Source organism: Streptomyces sp. NBC_00358, assembly GCF_036099295.1.
Lineage (GTDB): Bacteria > Actinomycetota > Actinomycetes > Streptomycetales > Streptomycetaceae > Streptomyces.
In genome coordinates, this window is record NZ_CP107976.1 from 4,162,193 (window position 1) to 4,179,966 (window position 17,774).

General features: G+C 70.7%; 15 protein-coding genes. 4 read left to right on the forward strand and 11 right to left on the reverse strand.

Annotated elements, in window-relative coordinates:
* Positions 1-12: 12 nt before the first annotated feature.
* The gene (locus OHT01_RS17460) at positions 13-1,314 is read right to left on the reverse strand and encodes a geranylgeranyl reductase family protein (RefSeq protein WP_328554066.1); all 1,302 of its coding nucleotides are present in this window, start codon (positions 1,312-1,314) and stop codon (positions 13-15) included.
* 98 nt (positions 1,315-1,412) lie between these two features.
* On the opposite strand from OHT01_RS17460, the gene OHT01_RS17465 reads away from it, so the two are divergent.
* Positions 1,413-1,919, forward strand: a complete 507-nt coding sequence (locus OHT01_RS17465; protein WP_328554067.1) for a GNAT family N-acetyltransferase — start codon at positions 1,413-1,415, stop codon at positions 1,917-1,919.
* A 112-nt stretch (positions 1,920-2,031) separates the two neighbouring features.
* The gene (locus OHT01_RS17470) at positions 2,032-2,358 is read left to right on the forward strand and encodes a PASTA domain-containing protein (RefSeq protein ID WP_328554068.1); all 327 of its coding nucleotides are present in this window, start codon (positions 2,032-2,034) and stop codon (positions 2,356-2,358) included.
* A 115-nt stretch (positions 2,359-2,473) separates the two neighbouring features.
* On the opposite strand, the gene OHT01_RS17475 is transcribed toward OHT01_RS17470, so the two are convergent.
* The 5 genes from OHT01_RS17475 to OHT01_RS17495 form a co-directional block, all read right to left on the reverse strand.
* Positions 2,474-3,169 (reverse strand): demethylmenaquinone methyltransferase, encoded by a 696-nt coding sequence (locus tag OHT01_RS17475; RefSeq protein WP_328554069.1) that lies wholly within the window; start codon positions 3,167-3,169, stop codon positions 2,474-2,476.
* A gap of 272 nt (positions 3,170-3,441) precedes the next feature.
* On the reverse strand, positions 3,442-4,965 hold the full coding sequence (locus OHT01_RS17480) for an InlB B-repeat-containing protein (RefSeq protein ID WP_328554070.1): 1,524 nt from the start codon (positions 4,963-4,965) through the stop codon (positions 3,442-3,444).
* 194 nt (positions 4,966-5,159) lie between these two features.
* On the reverse strand, positions 5,160-6,560 hold the full coding sequence (locus OHT01_RS17485; protein ID WP_328554071.1) for an acyltransferase family protein: 1,401 nt from the start codon (positions 6,558-6,560) through the stop codon (positions 5,160-5,162).
* Positions 6,561-8,984, reverse strand: a complete 2,424-nt coding sequence (locus OHT01_RS17490; RefSeq protein ID WP_328554072.1) for a bifunctional polysaccharide deacetylase/glycosyltransferase family 2 protein — start codon at positions 8,982-8,984, stop codon at positions 6,561-6,563.
* 19 nt (positions 8,985-9,003) lie between these two features.
* Positions 9,004-9,435, reverse strand: coding sequence for a hypothetical protein (locus OHT01_RS17495; RefSeq protein WP_328554073.1), 432 nt, complete (start codon positions 9,433-9,435; stop codon positions 9,004-9,006).
* A 318-nt stretch (positions 9,436-9,753) separates the two neighbouring features.
* On the opposite strand from OHT01_RS17495, the gene OHT01_RS17500 reads away from it, so the two are divergent.
* Entirely contained in the window at positions 9,754-10,797 is a 1,044-nt protein-coding gene (locus OHT01_RS17500) for a chitinase (protein WP_328554074.1), read from the forward strand.
* Positions 10,798-10,817: 20 nt separating this feature from the next.
* Here OHT01_RS17500 and OHT01_RS17505 read toward each other — a convergent pair whose 3' ends face one another.
* The 4 genes from OHT01_RS17505 to OHT01_RS17520 form a co-directional block, all read right to left on the reverse strand.
* A complete protein-coding gene (locus OHT01_RS17505) occupies positions 10,818-11,417 on the reverse strand; it encodes an imidazolonepropionase-like domain-containing protein (protein WP_328554075.1) in 600 nt (199 codons plus the stop codon).
* Between the two features lie 7 nt (positions 11,418-11,424).
* On the reverse strand, positions 11,425-12,624 hold the full coding sequence (gene mqnC, locus OHT01_RS17510) for a cyclic dehypoxanthinyl futalosine synthase (RefSeq protein ID WP_328554076.1): 1,200 nt from the start codon (positions 12,622-12,624) through the stop codon (positions 11,425-11,427).
* 72 nt (positions 12,625-12,696) lie between these two features.
* A complete protein-coding gene (locus OHT01_RS17515; RefSeq protein WP_328554077.1) occupies positions 12,697-13,434 on the reverse strand; it encodes an A24 family peptidase in 738 nt (245 codons plus the stop codon).
* Between the two features lie 103 nt (positions 13,435-13,537).
* Positions 13,538-16,639 (reverse strand): BTAD domain-containing putative transcriptional regulator, encoded by a 3,102-nt coding sequence (locus OHT01_RS17520; protein WP_328554078.1) that lies wholly within the window; start codon positions 16,637-16,639, stop codon positions 13,538-13,540.
* Between the two features lie 361 nt (positions 16,640-17,000).
* On the opposite strand from OHT01_RS17520, the gene OHT01_RS17525 reads away from it, so the two are divergent.
* Entirely contained in the window at positions 17,001-17,210 is a 210-nt protein-coding gene (locus OHT01_RS17525; RefSeq protein ID WP_328554079.1) for a hypothetical protein, read from the forward strand.
* A 69-nt stretch (positions 17,211-17,279) separates the two neighbouring features.
* Here OHT01_RS17525 and OHT01_RS17530 read toward each other — a convergent pair whose 3' ends face one another.
* The gene (locus OHT01_RS17530; RefSeq protein WP_328554080.1) at positions 17,280-17,684 is read right to left on the reverse strand and encodes an ATP-binding protein; all 405 of its coding nucleotides are present in this window, start codon (positions 17,682-17,684) and stop codon (positions 17,280-17,282) included.
* Positions 17,685-17,774: the final 90 nt, after the last annotated feature.

Genomic DNA, 17,774 nt, shown 5'->3' on the forward strand with positions numbered 1-17,774 from the left:
CGGTCCGTCCGGTCAGGCCTTCGGGGCCACCTTCGACAGACCGTTGATGATGCGGTCCATCGCGTCGCCGCCCGTCGGGTCGGTGAGGTTCGCGAGCATCTTCAGCGTGAACTTCATCAGCATCGGGTGGCTCAGACCACGCTGGGTGGCGATCTTCATGACCTTCGGGTTGCCGATGAGCTTCACGAAGGCGCGGCCGAGGGTGTAGTAGCCGCCGTAGGTGTCCTTGAGAACGCGCGGGTAGCGCTGCAGGGCGAGTTCACGCTGGCCGGGCGTGGCCCGCGCGTGGGCCTGGACGATGACGTCGGCGACGATCTGGCCGGACTCCATGGCGTAGGCGATGCCCTCGCCGTTGAAGGGGTTCACCAGACCGCCGGCGTCACCCACCAGCAGCAGGCCCTTGGTGTAGTGGGGTTGACGGTTGAAGGCCATCGGGAGGGCGGCACCACGGATCGGGCCGGTCATGTTCTCCGGGGTGTAGCCCCAGTCCTCCGGCATCGAGGCGCACCAGGCCTTCAGGACCTCGCGCCAGTCCAGCTCCTTGAAGGAGCCGGAGGTGTTGAGGACACCGAGGCCGACGTTCGAGGTGCCGTCGCCCATACCGAAGATCCACCCGTAGCCGGGCAGCAGACGGTCCTCGGCTCCCCGGCGGTCCCACAGCTCCAGCCACGACTCCAGGTAGTCGTCCTCGTGACGCGGCGAGGTGAAGTACGTACGGACGGCGACGCCCATCGGACGGTCCTCGCGGCGGTGCAGGCCCATCGCGAGGGAGAGGCGGCTGGAGTTGCCGTCCGCCGCCACCACCAGCGGGGCGTGGAAGGTCACCTCCCGCTTCTCCTTGGAGTCGGCGTCGCCCAGCTTCGCGTGCACGCCGGTGATCCGTCCGGTGCGGTCGTCGACGATCGGTGCGCCGACATTGCAGCGCTCGTGCAGCCGGGCGCCCGCCTTCTGCGCCTGCCGCGCCAGTTGCTCGTCGAAGTCGTCCCGCTTGCGGACGAGCCCGTAGTCGGGGAAGGAGGCGAGATCCGGCCAGTCGAGCTGGAGACGTACACCGCCGCCGATGATGCGCAGGCCCTTGTTGCGGAGCCAGCCGGCTTCCTCGGAGATGTCGATGCCCATCGACACCAACTGCTTGGTGGCGCGCGGGGTCAGCCCGTCACCGCAGACCTTCTCGCGCGGGAAGGCGGTCTTCTCCAGGAGCAGGACGTCGAGCCCCGCCTTCGCCAGGTAGTAGGCGGTGGTGGAACCGGCTGGCCCGGCCCCGACGACGATGACGTCGGCGGTGTTTTCGGAGAGGGGTTGGGGCTCGGTCACGGCGGGGTCTCCCCAAGACTCGAAATCAACGTGCCGACGGGCACTGGACATGGGCAGTCTATGCAGCGGTACCGATCACCTGGCTGAAGGGCTGCCCCGTGAACCGAGCTCTCCCCGCTGTACGACTGCGCGTTCCCACCGACGAGGACGCTCTCGCCTGGCACCGGGTCTTCGACGACCCGGAGGTCATGGAGTTCCACGGGGGCCGCGCGGCGGAGCGGTCCGTCTACGAGGAGCTGACGGCACGCCAGCGGCGGCACGACGCTGAGCGCGGGTTCTGCCTGTGGACGATGGTCGGCCCCGGGGACGAGGTACTGGGCTTCACGGGCGCGCAGCCGTGGCCGCACGCCTGGGGGCCGGCCGGGCAGATCGAGATCGGCTGGCGGCTGGGGCGGGCGCACTGGGGCAAGGGATATGTCACGGCGGCGGCGCGGACCACCCTGGAGCGGGTCCGCGCGGCGGGCGTCACGGACGTCGTCGCGATGGTCGACGCGGCCAACACCCGTTCCATCGCGGTGACACAACGGCTCGGCATGGAGCTCGCCGAGCGGTTCACGCTGCCCTCCTCGGCGCAGGAGGGCCACCGCTACCGGCTGGCTCTCTGAAGAAGTCCGGGACCGGCCCGCCGTGCGGAGTCCGCCGGATCCCCGCACGGCTTCCGGAAGCACCCGGCCCAGGCTTACGCTTCCGGTACCGCTGGGGGTGACGTCTGTGCGCATGACACCCAAGACACCCGAAGTGCGCGTACCGCGGCTCGTCGGTCTGATGGCCGTGGACGCGCGTGAGACGGCAGAGGCGCGCGGTGTGCTGCTCGCCGCGCCCGACCGGCCCGACTTCCATCGGACGGTCGTCGACTACGTCGTACGGCAGTTTCCGCAGCCCGGGGCCGAAGTGCCGCGCGGAGCGGTCGTCACCGTGTGGTTCGACCTCGGCGACGCGGAGGGCGGTGCCCGAGTGCGCGAACCGCGGCCGCCCCGCCCGCCGTCGGGCGGACTGCGCCGCGAACTCGACGAGCCCGGCGACCCGTTCGAGTTGCTCAGGTAGCCAGGCTTCCGGCAGAGAGGCGGGCGGGAACCCACGACGGCGCACAGCCCTGGCCCCCGGGGCCTCCGGGAGCCACGAGGATCGGGCCGCCGGGCGCGAGGATCGGGCCGGGGGCTCAGGCCTGCTTGTAGCCCCGGTGGAGGGCGACGATGCCGCCCGTCAGGTTGCGCCAGGCCACCTTCGACCAGCCGGCCTTCTGCAGCCGCTCGGCCAGTTCCGCCTGGGTCGGCCACGCTCGGATGGACTCGGCGAGATAGACGTACGCGTCGGGGTTGGAGGAGGCGGCACGGGCGACCGGGGGCAGCGCGCGCATCAGGTACTCGGTGTAGACCGTGCGGAACGGCGCCCAGGTGGGGTGCGAGAACTCGCAGATCACGACGCGCCCGCCGGGCTTCGTCACCCGGTACAGCTCGCGGAGCGCGGTGTCGGTGTCCTGCACGTTGCGCAGCCCGAAGGAGATCGTCACGGCGTCGAACGTGTCGTCCTTGAACGGCAGTCTGGTCGCGTCACCGGCCGTCAGCGGCAGCCAGGGGTGGTTCCGCTTGCCGACGCGGAGCATCCCGAGCGAGAAGTCGCAGGGGACGACGTACGCGCCGGTGCGGGCGAAGGGGAGGGACGAGGTCGCGGTACCGGCGGCGAGGTCCAGGACCTTCTGTGCGGGGCGCGCGTCGACCGCCTTCGCGACCTCCTTGCGCCACACCCGGTCCTGGCCGAGCGACAGCAGGTCGTTCGTCAGGTCGTACCGTTCCGCCACGTCGTCGAACATCGAGGCGACTTCGTGCGGCTGCTTGTCCAGGGATGCGCGGGTCACGGTCCCATTGTGGCAGTACGGGCCGGAGGACTCTCCGGCGCCCGGCCGCAGAATCGGGCGCGGTCGCGGGCGCCCGCCCCGGGCCTGGTTCCTCGCGCGGGTCGAAGGCCGCCTTCCGCACACGTGGAAGAGCGCCGCACCCGTCCCCGTGAACCGTGGGGAGGGTGCGGCGCTGCCCGGCGGCGCGGGTGTCCACCGCCCGCCGATCGGGGTCCGCGGCCGGCCGTGGGCCACCGCGGGCACTACGACGGACTACGGCGTACTACGACGGGCTACGGGGTCTCGGTGAACAGCGCGACGACCCTGTGGTCGGCGTTCATGGTGATCCGGTAGCTCGGCGTGGTGACGTTCTGGAGTACGCCGTCGACCTCCCAGCCGGCGAACTGGAATCCGCCGTTGGGGGTGGCGGTGACGGTGACCACCGAACCGGGGTCGTACGGGCCGTACTCGCTGGGCTTGACGCTGCCTCCGGCGACGGGGCTGGTGGCCAGGTCGAGAGAGACACGGTTGGTGACGGTCGAGGCGCGGTAGCCGGCCAGGAACTCGGCGGCCTGTGTCGCGACGGCGGCGTTGTTGTTGTCCGCGTCACCGAGGGCCTGGCCGTTGAGCAGGTTCTCCGTGTTGGAGTACTGGTTGACGACCTGGCACCGCAGGGTGCAGGCGCTGGAGTAGGCCATGATCGTGTGGTGCCGCTGGTCGGGGGTGACCCAGCCGTAGTTGAAGGTGCCCACGGGAGTCGTTCCCCCCTGGTTCACCACCGTCTTGCGGTCGTGCATCAGACCGAAGTTGTGGCCGATCTCGTGCGCGAGGTTCTCCCACCCGGTGATGGAGTAGGCGCTGGTGACCGAGAAGGCGTCGTTGTCGGTCGCCGGGCCCGCCGGGTTGGGCAGGTCGGCCTGCCCGGAGCTGTCCTCCGGGGGGATGGCGGCGACGAGCGCCACCAGGTCGGCGCCGAATGCCTCCCGCTGGGCGGCGGCCGTGGCGCCGAGGGTCAGGTTCGCGGGGTTGCTGATCCTGCTCAGCAGGGTTCCGGCGTTCTCGCGGGGCACGCCCGTGGCCTGGGTCTGGTACGAGTGGACGACGTGGACGCTGGCAGGCACCCCGCTCGTCGCGAGCGCCCTGTTGAGCTGGTTCACGCCGTAGTTGATCCGGCCCTGGACCGCCCCGACGCTGCCGAGTTCGGTGACGGTGGCCGGGGTGTAGGCGACGACGATGTCGATGGCCGCGGGGTTGTCGGGGGTGGCGACCCGCAGACCCGGCTTGTGGGGCTTGTGGGACCTGCTCGGCGGCAGGGTCACCGTGTCGACACCCTGTCCGCTCGGGGGCAGCTTCAGGGTGTCGATCTCCTGGAGCAGGTATCGGCCCGGACGCTTGGCCAACGGCGAGTACTGGTACTCGAGAGAGCCGACCTCGATCTCGCCGGAGAGGGTGACCGGCCCGGCGGTGCAGGCTCCGATGACGGACACGGCGATGGTGTTCTCGGGATGTCCGGGGTCGTGACCGGCCCAGAACACCGTGCCGTCCGCCTCCAGGCTCTTGAAGTCCTCGACCGCCGTGAAGCCCTTGCCGTGGGCGAAGAGGGGGAACGTGCGGCGCTCGGGCTTCCCGTCCTGCTCCTCACGGCACAGCGAACGGAACTCCCGGGGATCCGTTCGCTGCACGGCGCTGCGCTTCACCCAGGGCTCGTGGCCGTGTCCTCCGACGGCTCCGGCTGCGGCAGGGGTGTTCACGGCCAGTGCGAGGGCGGCGGTGAGGGCGGTCGCCGCGGTGGAGGCGGCGAACAGGGAACGACGCATGAGAAACGTCAGCCTCTCTGTGGGGGTTTCTCCCCATGCTCCGTAACCAAGATCGCGGCCGGGATGTTGTACACGTCCCCGCGCGGCCAACCGGGGCCAGGTTCACTCGGATACCGGCCCGGCCGGGCCCGGTCGGCCCCTCCCGGCATGCGGCCGCCGGGGCCGGCCCGCGTCGGCGGCGCGTCGGGCCGTCGTCACGGCAGAAGCCTGGGCTTCTTACGGGCGGCCACGTCCTCCACCCAGCCGAACAGCGGGATCGCGATCCAGATCAGCACCCAGCCGATGGCGAACATGAACCACTGGCTCTCCAGCGGCAGCCACTTCTCGAAGGCCGGCACCTTCCAGAACTGGTCGATCAGCGGGACCGCCAGAACCAGCGCGATCTCGTGCCAGAGGTAGATCGTCACCGCCCGCCCATTGAAGATCGTCACCGTCCGGTCGAGCCGCTTGAAGCGGGCGAGCCAGGCGAAGTCGACGTCGTAGTACGCCTTGAAATACATGAGCAGCGCCACGAAGCCCGCCGACCAGAAGGCCTGCGCGAGCGGGACCTCGTCCAGGTCGTAGGTGCCGAACTCCGCCTGGTGCGCGAGGGCGTACCAGCCGCCGTACGCGAGGGCGGCCAGGGCTGCGAGGACCACCGCGGCCGGCTTCAGCCGCTGGAGAACGCCCTCGCGGTGCGCGAAGCCGACGAGCCAGCAGAAGAGGTAGGTGGCGAGGTCCGTCAGGGCGCTGCCGAAGCGGTCGTACGACGGCTGCCAGCCGTACTGGAAGACCACGATCGGGACGAGGGAGAGGAGCAGGACCGGAATCGGGGCCTTGCGGAAGACCTTCAGGAGCAGGGGGGAGAGCAGGACGAACCAGAGGTACGTGCGCAGGTACCAGAGGATCTCCCAGGCCTCTACGCCCCATTGGTTGCCCGGCGGATCGCCGACCGGGACGATCCAGAACACGATCTGCCAGCCCGGCATCCAGCCGTGGATCATCATCGCCACCACGACGAAGACGCCCCAGAACCAGAACGGCGGCAGCAGTCGCCTCATCCGGCTTCCGACCACCTTGAGCGCGGGGCGTTCCAGGGACTTGGCCATCAGCGTGCCGGCGAGCGCGAACATCACGCCCATCGACGGGAAGACCATGCCCGCCCAGGCCCAGCCGAAGGTGTGGTAGGTGACCACGCGGACCAGGGCGACGGCGCGCAGGGCGTCGAAATAGCGGTCGCGGCTCCCCGATCTCCCCTTCGGGGCAGGCTCGGCCGTCCCGACCCGCTCGGCCGCCTCAGGCGGACCGGGGACCGAGGTACCTGAATCGGCCCGAGAGGCCGCCTCAGGCTCCCCGCCATCGACAGCCGGGCGCACCGCCGTCGTGAACGCCCCCGGCTCCTCGGGCACGTACGGCCACTGATCCTCGTACGGAGTCGGCTGCGGGTACGGAGTCGGCTGCGCGTAGTGCTGCGGGTACCCGGAGTCCTCCCCACCGTACTCCGGATAGCCCTGGTATCCCTGGTGTCCCCCGTACCCCTGGTTTCCCGGGTGGGCCTCATATCCCGGATACGCCTGCTGTCCGTACTGTCCCTGCTGTTCCGCGCCCCAGGTCATCTAGCTCACTCCTGCCGGGGTTCCGACCTCGCCCGTGCGTTTGAGCTTCTGCCAGCGGAGGCGACCGCCGGTCAGGGCCGTGACGCAGGAGTGGATCAGAACCAGATACATCATCTGGCGGTACGCGAGTTGCTGCAGCGGCAGCATCGCGAGGTAGCGGTACTTCTCCCGGTCGAGCCGGAACGCGTAGGCGGCGCAGATCAGTTGGACCGCGAGGACGGCCAGCCAGGCGAGGAGCGCGGCCCGGAAGTCGACGAAGATCATCGAGTAGGCGGTGAACACGTCGATGAGCGGCGCGAACACCGGCGTGACGATCTGGAAGAGCACCACCAGCGGCATGCCCACCCGGCCGAAGCGGCCCGAAGGACCGCTGTCCGTCAGGGACTTGCGGTGCTTCCACAGCGCCTGCATGGTTCCGTAGCTCCAGCGGTAGCGCTGCGACCAAAGCTGCTTGAGCGAACCGGGCGCCTCCGTCCATGCCTTGGCGTGCTCCTGGTAGACGACCCGCCACCCCGCCCGGTGCAGGGCGATGGTGATGTCGGTGTCCTCGGCGAGCGTGTCCTCGCTCATTCCGCCGGCCTCCAGCACCGCGTCCCGGCGGAACCCGCCGATCGCGCCGGGGATGGTGGGCATGCAGCGCAGCAGGTCGTACATGCGGCGGTCGAGGTTGAAGCCCATCACGTACTCGATGTGCTGCCAGGCGCCGATCAGGGTGTCGCGATTGCCGACCTTGGCGTTGCCCGCGACCGCTCCGATCCCCGGGTCGGCGAAGGGCTGCACGAGCTGGTGCACGGCGTCCGGCTCGAAGACGGTGTCGCCGTCCATCATCACGACGATGTCGTGACGGGCTTCGCGGACACCGTTGTTGAGCGCGGCGGGCTTGCCCGCGTTCTCCTGCCGGATGACGCGGACGTTCGGCATCCCGAGCGACTCGGCGATCTCGGACGTGTTGTCCTCGGAACCGTCGTCGACCACGATGATCTCGATCGGATGCGTGCTTCTCGCCAGCGACTTCAGGGTGTTGGCGATGCACTCCTTCTCGTTGTACGCGGGCACGATCACGGTCACCGGCCGGGTGACCGTGGGCCCCCAGCTGAACTTCCCGCCCCGGCTGCTTCTGCGGTCGCGGTTGCGGTTGCGGTTTCGCTGCCGGTAGTGACGGCGGGCGAGGACCAGCATCATCCCGAACCGGCCCATGACGGCGACGCCGACGACGACGAGGAACCAGGACAGCGCCGGTACGACCCACTCGGCGACCGCCACGGCGTAGACGAGCGCCTTGCCCTCGTAGAGGGTCGCGCCGGTGGCCTTCCGCTGGGCGGCCTGCGCGGCTCCGCCCGTGGTGCCGTTCGTGGTGCCGCCGGCCGCCGAACCGGGTGCCGTCTGCCGCCCGTTCGCCCGTTGCCCGCTCCCCTGCTGCCCGTTCCCCTGCTGCCCGTTCCCCTGCTGCCCTGGAGGCAGGGTCGAGCCGGTGGCTGAACCGGTGGCCGAACCCGTGGCCGTTCCGGTGCCGCCGGTCCGGGACCCGGCCTGGGCGGCGGCCCGGCCCAGTTCGGCCTGGGCGCCGCTGACCGTGGTGAAGGTGTAGCCCTTCGCCTTCATCTTCTTGATGTAGGCGCCGAGCGCCGCGACCGTCTGCGAGCGGTCGCCGCCCGCGTCGTGCATGAGGACGATGGCGCCCTTGTTCTTCTTCGGCGTCGCCCACTGGACGATCTTCGAGACGCCCGGCTTCTTCCAGTCGTCGCTGTCGGTGTCGACGAAGACGCTGGTGTAGCCGAGGCCGCCGAGCTCCTTGTAGACGGGCCAGCTGTAGTTGTCGACGGCGCTGATCTCCGACGAGTACGGGGCACGGAACAGCGTGGTGGTGATGCCGGCCGCGCCCGCGAGGGCCAACTGTGTCTGCTTCAGCTCGCGTTGGAGGCGTGCGGTGCTCTGGTACGAGAGGTCGACATGGGTGAACGTGTGGATGCCGACCTCGTTGCCCTGGTCCACCAGGGTCTTCACCACGTCCGGGTAGCGGGAGACCATCGAGCCGACCAGGAAGAAGGTGGCCTCGACGTCGTTCTCCTCCAGGACCTTGAGGACTTCGGGCGTCCAGTTCGCGGTGGGCCCGTCGTCGAAGGTCAGCACGATGGTCTTCTTCGGCACGGACTGCGTCTTCGCGACCCCGCCGGAGAAGCTCAGGATGGGCCCGCCGTCGAGGATCTTCTGGGGGACCTTGTCGTAGGCCGCGCCGTCGCGCACCCGTGCGTCGTTGCCGATCTCGGAGCGCAGATAGCCGTCGAGCAGCATCACACTGGTGAGCGCCAGCAGGAGGAGCAGGGCGAGGATGACACGTGGTTTCTGCAGCGCCGCGGCCTTGCCGGCGGCCCGCTCCATAGTGGAGGGGGCACGCCTGCGGCCACGCGTGGGCGTCGTCGTCATGAGTGTGGGCACCTCCCCGTCAGTTGGCGCCGGTGGAGGCGGACGCCCCCGCGGTTGTCGCGGCCCCGGAGGAGCGCGCGGACCCGGTGGGCCGGCCCGACCGCGGGGTGCCGGTGGGCGCTCCGTCCGGGGCCCCGCCGGGGATGCCGCTGGGAGCGATGCCGCCCTGCTGCAGGCCGTAGCCACCGCCGGGTACGGAACCGGCCCGGCCGCCGTCGAAGGGGAGGAGCGAGGACGGCGTCAGCGAGGTGCCCCAGCCCATGAAGGCCATACCGAGCACGACGGCGTAGCCGAGGCAGACGACGCCGACGAGCATGCCGATTCTGCTGAGCAGGCGGGCGCGGCGCCCGGAGTTGTCAACGAACACGGGGCCGTCCACGGCCCCGCTACCGCGTTTGCGGCGGTGGCCGCGCACCTGGGCTTGGTTTTCGATGGCGGACTCGGATTGCATTCCCCAGACGGTAGGACGCGTTTATGTGTCAAAAACTCTGCTTACCGTGTGAACGGCCCATGAGGGATGCCTCAGACTGTATTTTCACTATGAGAATCAAAGAACGCCCGCACAGCTCAGCCCTGATGGATATGGAAGTTATGCACCATTTCAAAGCCCGAAACATCCCCTTTGTCGCCACTCTCCCTCTCGTTTCTCATGCGTGATCCTCATTCGGCATTCCGGTCGGGATGTGACACATTTCCAGTCGGGAAACGACCGTTTGTTTCCGTGCTGAGACAGAAATCACGAGAGCTCACGAGAGCGGGTGCGTGCACAATGCGGAGTTTCCTGAAGCCGGCCGCCGGGGTCGCCTTCCTGGTGTCGCTGGCCTGTGCGGGGTGCTCCGCGGGCAGCGGTGACGCCCCGGACACGGCGTCCGGGGGGCCCGGCGGGACGACGGCCGCGGCGGCGGCACCGAACGCGGGCGCGGCGAAGTCCTCGGGCACCGCGTACGCCCCGTACGTCAGTGCCACGACCCCCGTCGGCACCGACTCGGCGGGATCGCCGGCCACCTACAACCTGGCCTTCGTGATCTCCGACGGGAGCGGTTGCGTACCGAAGTGGGACGGGATGTACGCCATCGGCGACGCGGCCGTGAAGTCCCGGATCTCGGCCCTCAGGAAGTCCGGCGCGAGTGTCCGGGTGTCGTTCGGCGGCGCGGACGGCAAGGAACTGGCGTCGACGTGCGACAACGCGACCGACCTCGCGGCGGCCTACGGCGCGGCGCTGGACGCGGCCGGCTCCGCACAGGCGGACTTCGACGTCGAGGGCGTCCAGTTGAGCGACTCCGGTTCGGTCGCGCTGCGTTCCGAGGCCATCGCGCTGCTCCAGAAGAAGCGCCCCGGCCTGACGGTGTCCTTCACCCTGCCGGTGATGCCGTCCGGCCTCGACGCCGACGGCCTGGCCTTGCTGGAATCCGCCAACGACCACTCCGTGGACGTCTCCACCGTCAACATCATGACCATGAACTACGGCAGTTCGTTCACGGACGACATGGGCGGCTACGCGATCACGTCCGCCGAGGCGACCCACGACCAGTTGAAGAAGGTGTTCGGACTGTCGAGCGGCGGCGCCTGGCGGGGGCTCGCGCTCACCTCGATGATCGGCGTGAACGACGTGCACAACGAGACGTTCGGCCTCTCGGACGCGGCGCGGGTAAGGGCGTTCGCCGAGAAGAAGGGGGTGGCCTGGGTGTCGATGTGGGCGTCGTTCCGGGACCAGCAGTGCGAGAAGGGCAGCGCCACGGCCGGTGACGCGTCGACCGACTGCAGTGGCGTGAAGCAGAGTTCGGGGGCGTTCGCGAAGGCGTTGGCCGGCTGATCCGACGGCACGTGCCGTGATCAGCGGGCGCGGTACACCAGTCGCCCGCCGATCACGGTCGCCACGCAGGTCCCCGCACCGCGCCGGACCAGTTCGTCGCGGTCCGCCACGTCGAACACGGCGAACCGGGCGGGGCCGCCCGGCACCAGCCCCGGCAGCAGGATCAGCGGGGTCGGGGACAGCGACGCCGGCCCCACGAGCGGGTCCGGCCGCCGCCCCACCGCGAGACCGACCCTGCGCACCGCGTCGACCACGACTCGCGACCGCAGGTCACCGGCCACCGCCACCGTGCCGTGCGCCAGCAACCGCTGGATCCCGCGCCGCGCGCTCGCGCCGACGCGTGCGGGATCGGCGCGGAAGATCCGCTTGGCCCGCTCCCCGCCGATGGGCTCCGTGCCGAAGCCTTCGGCCTCGCGCGGGTCCGGGTGGTACACGGCCTCCAGGAGCTCCGGGCCGTACGGGTTGAGCAGTCCCGGCGTCAGGATGCCGGGCCAGCGGCGCACCCTCGCATCCGGGTGGGCGGCGGCCAGTTCCTCGTACGGGCCGACGGCGGCGACGGCTGCCCCGTCGACCAGGACCGAGGTCCCGGCCGACTGCTCGGCTACGTGAAGTGTCAGCACAGTGGGATCAGTTGGACGCGAGCAGCTTCAGCTCGGGGTGGGCCGTGCCACCCTCGATCGCCGTCGAGGAGATGTGGGACATGACGCGCTCGTCGACCGGGTCGTCCGCCGGGTCGTCGTGGACGACGATGTGCTCGTACGTCGTGGTCCGCTGGGCCGGGACACGGCCCGCCTTGCGGATCAGGTCGATGATCTCCATGCGGTTGGAGCGGTGCTTCGCGCCGGCGGAGGAGACGACGTTCTCCTCCAGCATGATCGAGCCGAGGTCGTCCGCGCCGTAGTGCAGGGAGAGCTGGCCGACCTCCTTGCCGGTGGTCAGCCAGGAGCCCTGGATGTGGGCGACGTTGTCGAGGAACAGGCGGGCGATCGCGATCATCCGCAGGTACTCGAAGAGGGTCGCCTGCGTACGGCCCTTCAGGTGGTTGTTCTCGGGCTGGTAGGTGTACGGGATGAAGGCGCGGAAGCCGCCCGTCCGGTCCTGTACGTCACGGATCATCCGCAGGTGCTCGATGCGCTCGGCGTTGGTCTCGCCGGTGCCCATCAGCATGGTGGACGTCGACTCGACGCCCAGTCCGTGCGAGATCTCCATGATCTCCAGCCACCGCTCGCCGGACTCCTTGAGGGGGGCGATCGCCTTGCGGGGGCGGGCCGGGAGGAGTTCGGCGCCGGCGCCCGCGAAGGAGTCGAGGCCGGCGGTGTGGATCCGCTGGATGGCCTCCTCCACCGACACCTTGGAGATGCGGGCCATGTGCTCGACCTCGGACGCGCCGAGGGAGTGGATGACCAGCTCGGGGTAGGCGGCCTTGATCGCGGCGAAGTGCTTCTCGTAGTACTCGACGCCGTAGTCCGGGTGGTGTCCGCCCTGGAACATGATCTGGGTGCCGCCCAGCTCGACGGTCTCCGCGCAGCGGCGCAGGATGTCGTCGAGGTCGCGCGTCCAGCCCTTGGCGGTGTCCTTGGGGGCCGCGTAGAACGCGCAGAACTTGCACGCCGTGACGCACACGTTCGTGTAGTTGATGTTGCGCTCGATGATGTACGTCGCGATGTGCTCGGTACCCGCGTACCTGCGGCGGCGCACGGCGTCGGCGGCTGCGCCGAGCGCGTGCAGCGGGGCGTCGCGGTAGAGGACGAGCGCCTCTTCCGGAGTGATCCGCCCACCCTCGGCGGCGCGGTCCAGCACGGACTGAAGGTCGGCCTTCTCGGTCACCGGGAGCGTCCCTTTCGTAAGGGTTGTGGACAGACTCGACCACCCTACGCCAGCCCGTCGCGCGGGCCGACGTCAGGCCGCGTAAGCCCCGATCAGAATTCCCACGTACGCCCCCGCGATCAGGAACGGGCCGAAGGGGATCGACGTCTTGCGCCCCGCGCGCCGCATGACGACCAGCCCCAGCCCGTACAGCCCGCCGAACAGGAACCCGGCGAAGGTCCCCAGGACCACCACGCTCCACCCGTACCAGCCGAGCACCGCGCCGAGACCGAGGGCCAGTTTCACATCGCCGAACCCCATGCCGTTCGGGTTGACGAGGAACAGCACGAAGTAGCCGCCGCCCAGGGCGAGCGACCCGAACAGCGCCGTCGCCCACTCCCCCGCGTGCTCGGGCAGGACGGCGGCCACCCCGAGCAGCACGAGCGCGGCCGCCGCGAGCGGCAGGGTCAGCGCGTCCGGCAGTCGCTGCACCCGGAAGTCCACGACCGCGAGCAGGACGCCGAGCGGCGCGAGCAGCAGCCAGACGGCCAGCTCCGGACGCGTACCGGTCGCGAGGGCGAGCCCGGCACAGAGCAGGGCGGTGACCGGCGACACGAGGAGGACGCCGGGGCCGTACCGGGTACCTCCGGGCGATCGGGCGGGGCCGAGCCACCCGCGCGCGGCCCCGGTGATCGGCAGCCCCTCGGGACAGCGGTCCCGCCACGGCTCGTCCGGCTCCACGGCGAACCGGTACGCGGGCCGGGGCACCAGCAGCCCGGCCGCCGCGCCCCAGAGGGCACCGGCGACGACGAGCCAGAGGTCGAGATCCACGCGTTCCCCCAGGAAGGTCCAGTACGACGACCGCGAAGGCCGCGCCACCACCAACCGGCCGGTGACCGGCCCCGGAAGGGGTCCGGCCGCCGAGCCGGTGACGTCAGCCCAGCGCTGCCGTGCCGCTTCGCCAGGCCGGCAGCAGTTCGTCGAGCAGCGCCTCCGTCCGGGGCGGCAGCCCGCGCGCCCCGCTGCGGGCGACCAGATCGGCGGCGAGCCGCTTCAACCGGTCGTCGTCCCCCGTCGCGTGCGTCGCGCGCAGCAGTTCGTTCCACAGCCGCTCGTCCCGCGGCGCCGAGTTCATCGAGGCGTTCAACGCCTCGATCGCCCTCTCCGCCCGGTCCTTCTCCAGGTGGAACGCGCAGAGGGCCAGACCGATGTCCGCGACGAGCAGCGGCAGTTGGGCGTCGATGATCTCGTGGGTGAGCCAGCCGTAGCGCCCCTCGGGGCGGTCGGCGAGCAGCGGACCGCGGACCAGGACGAGCGCGTCGGTGAGCAACCGCCCGCGCACCACACGGCTGTTGACGCCCTTGCCCTGCGTCGCCTCGTGGTAGAGGGAGCGCAGTACGTCCAGGTCGGAGACGACGGACTTGGCGAGCGTGAGCCGCCCGGTCCCGTCGGTGCCGAGGCGGGGTGTGCCGTCGGGGTCGTTGCCGAGCCAGCCGCGCAACCGCTCGACGAGCGCGTCGCGCACGTCCTCGGTGACACCCCGAGGCCACAGCGCGGAGGACAGCACGCGCGGGTGCACCCCTTCACGGTGCAGCAGGAGCAGCGCGAGGGCCTCGTGCAGCAGCGGACTGCGTTCGCCGTCGGGCGTCTCCAGGCCGATGATCTCGTACGGGCCGACAAGCCGCGCGTAGACGGCGGGCCGCCCCTGCTCGCTGACGTCGACGAGGAACGGCGGGGAGTTCGTCGGCCCGTCGGGGCCGCGGTCCGGGTCCGACTCCACGAAGAGCTCCACGACCGCCTGCTGCTGCGCGACGGGCAACATCTGCGCGTCGAGTTCGAGGCCGAGCAGCGGCGCGAGCAGTTTGCCCTCCCGAGTGATCTCCATCTCCCAGGCGGCGCCGGGCAGTTCACCGGACTCGGTTCCGACGAGGTAGCCGATCCCCAACCGTCCCGCGTCCGCGGCCAGTTCGGCGAGCCTGACGGCATCCTCGGCGGACGGTTCGACGGCGAGGAGGACCAGGTGCGGGGCCCAACGGGTGTGCTGGGCGGGCCCGGTGCGGCCGGTGAGCACGGAGTCGTGACCGGCGGCGCCCAGCGCGCCCCGGCGCTGCCGTGTCTCCGCCTCCATCGTCTCGACGAGCGCCTCGACGTCGTCGAGATGGCGCAGCCGGTTGGGCGCGAGCGGGGTCAGGTCCTCGCCGAAGCCGACGAGCGTGATCGTCATCCGGTCCGACCAGCCGTTGGTGGCCAGCTCGGCGGCGACGGAGGCGAAGACCCCGGCCCGGTCGGCCGCGCTTCCGCTCAGCGAGACGATGCCGGGCACCGCTTCCAGGTTGAGCAGCAGCCGCGAGTCGTCCATGGTGCCGAGGCTCACGAGACCGGGGTACGGAGCGGCGGTGTCGACCTCTTCGTACCGCTCGGCGTCCGCCCGTGCCAGCATCCAGAATGTCTGGTCCTGGCCGAGCTGCCACGGCGCGGGCGGCTTTCCGGCCGGCTGGGCGAGCTGGAGGTGCAGATCGCCGTTGCCGCCGAGCCAGGCCGCGTAGACCGTCGGCAGCGGGCGGGACTCGGCGGCGAGAGCGCCCGCGAGTCCGCGCAGCGACAGATCGAGGAGGCGTACGCCCTCGGGGTCGGCGCCGACGAGCAGCGCGTCCTGGGCGTCCGCGGCGGACCCGGTCGGAACCGGCGGCTCCATACCGCGCCGCCCGCCGACCGCGCCGAGCGCCGACTGCCACAGGGCCTGCCGCCGGCGTCGGCCGAGAGCGCCGAGGAGGCCGGCGGCGAGCAGGGGCGCGCCGACGAGTGCCTCGGGCAGCCCGAACCCGCTCTGCCCGGAGGCCTGCGAGCCCTGCCCGTCCCCCTGGTCGTGTCCGCCCTGTCCGTTCCGCTCGCCCTGTTCGTTCTGTCCGTTCCGGGCGTCCGATCCGGCTTCGGAGGTGGCGTGTTCCCCCTGCGGGCTGCCGTCGGCACCGCGCTCGGCGCCGGACCGCTGCTGGGGCACGTGAAGGTGCGCGGTGTCCCGATCGCCCTGGCCGCTCCGCCGGTCGGTGCCACCGGCCTGCTTGCCGCTGTTCTGCGTGCCGCCGGCCTGCTGGTGGTCACCGGTCCTGGAGTAGTCGTGGATCTGCTGCTGGACCTGCTGCGGAACCCGGGGCGTCGCGTCGGGCATCTCGACGAGTTCGCCGCCGTGGGCGTCGCCCGGCATCTCCATGATCCAGCCGGGCCGGATCAGACTGGCCTCGGACAGCTTCGACCCGTCGGGCTGCGTCCGGTCCTTGTTGAGCTGGTAGATCTCCTTGTACCGGCGCCCGTCACCGAGGTGCCGCTGGGCGATCTCCCAGAGGGAGTCGTGGTGCCGGCCCTCGGGGGGCTGGATGCGGTAGTACTTCGTGTCGCCGTGCTGGGCGGACGCGCCGCCGTCCGGCGAGGACGCCGCCTGGGACGCGGCGTTGGCGGCCTGCTCGGCGACCGCGGCGGCCACACCGGCGGCGGCCTGCTCCCGCTGCTGCCCGAACAGTCCGCCGGGCGTCTGCTGGGCGGTCGCGACGGAACCGTGCTGGTTGCCATCCAGGCTCTGGCCGAGCTGCGACAGGCCCGGCGTGAAGCTCGCGGCGGCGGCACCGACGAGCAGGAGCGCCGCGACGAGCTGACGGGCCAGCAACTGGCTCGGCCCGGCGCCCGGTACGCGGTTCGGCAGCCCGACACCGGACAGCGCGGCCTTCATCTCGACGAGCACGCACGCGGTGAACTGCGCCCACGCGAACCACACGAGGACCGTCAGCACATGGATGAACGTGCCGACGGTGATCTCCTGCTGGAGCCAGTCCCACGAGGGCGCTCCGTGCGGCAGCGGCCATCCCACCTCGACGACCAGCGCGCCGGGCACACCGACGAGCAGCACCAGCAGGGCGACGAGCGCCCCGAACGCCTTCACGAAGTCCCCGAACGTCCGGCGGCGCCGGGGCAGGGGCTGCGGCGTCCGATTCCTCGGAGCCGGCGAACCGCCCGTCGAACTGGAAGTGGTGCGTCGCGCCATGGCGGGTGTCCTGGGGTCGTGGGCCGTGTGGGAAAAGCGTGAGTTCGGGGGTGAACCGAGCCTACTGAGAGTTTAAGGAGGGTGTCGAAGACCGGGCAGGGGGCAAGGACCGACGGCCGCCCGATTCGTCACCGACCGCCCCGTAGAGCCGAGTTGCGGCCTCGCCCGACGTTCCCCCCAGCCCGCCGCCCTTCACACGTTCACAACACTCGCGGGACCTCCCTCACGATCCCTGCACAATCGCCCTGTCGGCTCCTGAGACAGCCTTGAACGGGCCCCTGATGGCTTCGCTCTTCCTGACCGCATGGCGTACACGCCTCGCTCACCACAACGGCGTCTCTGCCACGGGGAATCCATCTGCATGGCAATCGACTACGACCTCGACATCGCGACGCGATCGTCCTCGGCCGAAGTTGCGGCCCACCTCGCCGAGATCGGCCGGGAAGCCGGCCTGTTCGACGAATCGATCACGGGCGAACGGTTGGCGGACAAGGGGACGTTCGACCACACGGGGCTGGGGACCTGCTTCGCCTGGGGATCGACGAGGCCCGAGTCGACGAACTGTGCGTAGACCGCCGCGCTTTCGGAATCGACGGTCCGCCGGGCGGTAGCCAGCCCTTCTGTCCGTCGTGATCAACGACTAGGCCGCGGCCAGGTCGCACCACACGTACTTGCCGATGTCGCCGCCCTGCCGCAGGGGATGCCAGCCCCAGTCGTCGGCGCAGGCTCGCACGAGGACGAGACCCCGGCCCGCTTCCTCATCGCCGGAGGCCATCGCCACGTCGTACGGCGGCGGCACCGGGCTCGCGTCCCACGCACCGATCCGCAGCACCCCGCCCCGCCAGTGCAGCCGCAGGGCAGCCGGGCCCTTCGTATGCCGTACCGCGTTGGAGACCAGCTCCGCCGCCAGCAACTCGGCGACGTCCGCGAGGCGGATCAGCCCGTGAAGGGTGAGGATCAGACGGACGGTACGGCGGCAGACGGTCACCGCGCGGGCGTCCTGGGGGATGTGCAGGGCGTAGGTCCAGGGTTCGGTTTCGGGCATGCGTGAACTCCGTTCGTGACATGAGGAGTTGATGGCAGTCGTCGATTCCGGGCGGTGGCAGTGCCACAGCCGTCACAGCCGGACGGAGTG

Coding starts and splice junctions, on each gene's coding strand:
- OHT01_RS17530 (WP_328554080.1), bottom strand. CDS start 17,684: ATGCCCGAAACCGAACCCTGGACCTACGCCCTGCACATCCCCCAGGAC.
- OHT01_RS17500 (WP_328554074.1), top strand. CDS start 9,754: ATGCGGAGTTTCCTGAAGCCGGCCGCCGGGGTCGCCTTCCTGGTGTCG.
- OHT01_RS17490 (WP_328554072.1), bottom strand. CDS start 8,984: ATGACGACGACGCCCACGCGTGGCCGCAGGCGTGCCCCCTCCACTATG.
- OHT01_RS17525 (WP_328554079.1), top strand. CDS start 17,001: ATGGCAATCGACTACGACCTCGACATCGCGACGCGATCGTCCTCGGCC.
- OHT01_RS17495 (WP_328554073.1), bottom strand. CDS start 9,435: ATGCAATCCGAGTCCGCCATCGAAAACCAAGCCCAGGTGCGCGGCCAC.
- OHT01_RS17485 (WP_328554071.1), bottom strand. CDS start 6,560: ATGACCTGGGGCGCGGAACAGCAGGGACAGTACGGACAGCAGGCGTAT.
- OHT01_RS17520 (WP_328554078.1), bottom strand. CDS start 16,639: ATGGCGCGACGCACCACTTCCAGTTCGACGGGCGGTTCGCCGGCTCCG.
- OHT01_RS17480 (WP_328554070.1), bottom strand. CDS start 4,965: ATGCGTCGTTCCCTGTTCGCCGCCTCCACCGCGGCGACCGCCCTCACC.
- OHT01_RS17470 (WP_328554068.1), top strand. CDS start 2,032: ATGACACCCAAGACACCCGAAGTGCGCGTACCGCGGCTCGTCGGTCTG.